Origin of the sequence: Candidatus Sodalis sp. SoCistrobi, assembly GCF_900143145.1 — a bacterium.
Taxonomy (GTDB): Bacteria; Pseudomonadota; Gammaproteobacteria; order Enterobacterales; family Enterobacteriaceae; genus SoCistrobi.
Window position 1 is genome coordinate 1 of the sequence record NZ_FRDB01000339.1, and the last position, 1,947, is coordinate 1,947.

Consider the following 1,947-nt stretch of genomic DNA (forward strand, 5'->3'; position numbering starts at 1 on the left):
GCGAGGCCGCAGAGAGAGCGCTCCTGCTCTGCTCGCTGGCCTATCCATCTTGTTGAATACACTAAAATTATTATCGGAATATAGTCTGGAAGAACTTACTCATTTAGCGAGAGTTGCTCTTAAGCCTCCTCCCTGATGTGTAGATACCTATGCCTTTAGGGATATTTCCCGCCGCGTAGCGAGCCGGATAAAGCAGTAGCCCAAATTGACAATAGCGCCGCCGCCCATAATCACCACATAGCTGGGTAGCGCCACGTAAAGCGGGCTTATTCCGGCATTTTTTGCCGCTTCATGCATCGGCACCGCCGCGTCCATAGCAAACGACATCCCCGCCGAGAAGAAACCGCATACGACCGCCAACAGCAGACCTTTTTTCAGGTTAAATTCTTCAGCTCGAATACCCTGCGCCCGCTCTTTAAGCAAACCGGCATAGCTGACGATACCCACGCCGATGACCGCGACCAACACCCCGAGAAGGGTAATCCGCCCGCCGGTGGTGTGGAGCAGGACGCCGAATTTCCCCTGCAGCAGAGGCGTCAATAATGTGCCGACGATAAGCGTAATGCCGATGGCAATTCCTATCCCCATCCCCATCGACATTCCTAAATAGCGCATTGTCAGGCCGTAATTGATGTTGCCAACGCCCCACATGGCGCCGAACAGGAACACCGGCAGCAGCGTCCCCCACGGAAAACTGCGGTAATAGGCCCAAAAATCCGGTAACAATAGCCAACTGATAGCCCAGGGCAGGATCACCCAAGAGAAGAAACCACCAAGGGACCACATGGTTTCCCAGCTCCAGTGACGAACTTTCTTGAACGGGGCATAAAAGCAGGCGGCGCTGGCGGCGCCGATGAAATGCCAGAAGATCCCCAGCACGATAGAACTACCCATGGACAAGCTCCTGTCTGCAAAGTGAGATCGCCGCCGGCGTCGAACTGCGAGGAAGCGGTGATGAAGGAATGCGGTCAACAAACGCGGAGGTCAGTGTAAGGAGCTTGCCGGGCGTAACGCCTTCGGATCATTGCCAACTTTTCTATCGGCGTGGCAATATCAGCAACCTGATAGTGAGCGCGGTCACAAACGGATAACATCATGACAGGCGTGGACTGCGGCGGCTGACCGGAATGGCCGCCGCCGGCAGACGACGGGGCTTAATCTTTTTGGATCACTAGCTCAAAATACAGATTGGTCACGTCCGGATCATCATCAGGTCCGCCCTGCTCGGTCACCGAGACAATTTTCCAGCCGTCCTGCGCCAGCGCTGGAATGGTCTTACTGCCGGCGTCAGGGCAGTTAAAGACAACGCTGTCTGATAATTCGTGACTGCCGGGGCCTTTGCTGAGGTCAATTTTCATGGTGGAGGAATGACAAACGTGGGCCTGACCGGCAACGCCGGCAAACGGCGTCCCCAGACACGCCGCAGCTATAAGCAATGGCTTGATTTTCATTTTGTACCCGTTCCTTGTTGTGAAGCGCGATAGCGCTGCCCTTCCCACAGCGCTATCCAGCGCCTGGGACAGCAGCAGCATACGAAACGGCATGACAAGAGGCAAAACAATCCTTGGCAAAATGGCTCATTACAAAGCAAACCACGGCGGCACGGCGCCGTGAGGGCGTTGCGTCATACCCGCAACAAGCAAAACACTAAGGCTGGATAGCGCGATTTAGTTCAGGACATCGCGGGCGAAAGCCGGTTTCCCCGCGCGCCGACAGCCCGGCAGCAGTCCCGGCAGCAGGTGGGTTTTCCCTTCGCGGATCAGATGACGTACCGCGGGAGTCATGGTCAGCAGCTCAAACAGCCCCATCCGCCCTCCCGCAGCATAGGTATCTACACATTTATCGTGATACCTGTTATTACTTTGCAGAATGATTTCAACCTATCTGTTGGCGGGATTGACTCTCGCCTTACCCGCCGATATCAGACGCTGGTTAAACAGCATATGA

Annotated in this window: 2 protein-coding genes and 1 pseudogene; all 3 read right to left on the minus strand. The window is 55.2% G+C overall.

The genetic code is table 11. The features are described from left to right. Window positions 1–150: 150 nt before the first annotated feature. A pseudogene (locus tag CINSTRO3249_RS15490) lies at window positions 151–894 on the minus strand (L-rhamnose/proton symporter RhaT); the annotation flags it as partial. A 260-nt stretch (window positions 895–1,154) separates the two neighbouring features. Next, complete coding sequence (locus tag CINSTRO3249_RS15495; protein WP_254304383.1) at window positions 1,155–1,532, minus strand: hypothetical protein; 378 nt, start codon at window positions 1,530–1,532, stop codon at window positions 1,155–1,157. A 135-nt stretch (window positions 1,533–1,667) separates the two neighbouring features. Next, a complete protein-coding gene (locus CINSTRO3249_RS16970; protein ID WP_371441390.1) occupies window positions 1,668–1,808 on the minus strand; it encodes a hypothetical protein in 141 nt (46 codons plus the stop codon). Between the last annotated feature and the right edge of the window lie 139 nt (window positions 1,809–1,947).

Excerpts from the sequence above, each read along its gene's own strand:
- CINSTRO3249_RS15495 (WP_254304383.1), bottom strand. The coding sequence starts at position 1,532 with ATGCTGCTGCTGTCCCAGGCGCTGGATAGCGCTGTGGGAAGGGCAGCG.
- CINSTRO3249_RS16970 (WP_371441390.1), bottom strand. The coding sequence starts at position 1,808 with ATGGGGCTGTTTGAGCTGCTGACCATGACTCCCGCGGTACGTCATCTG.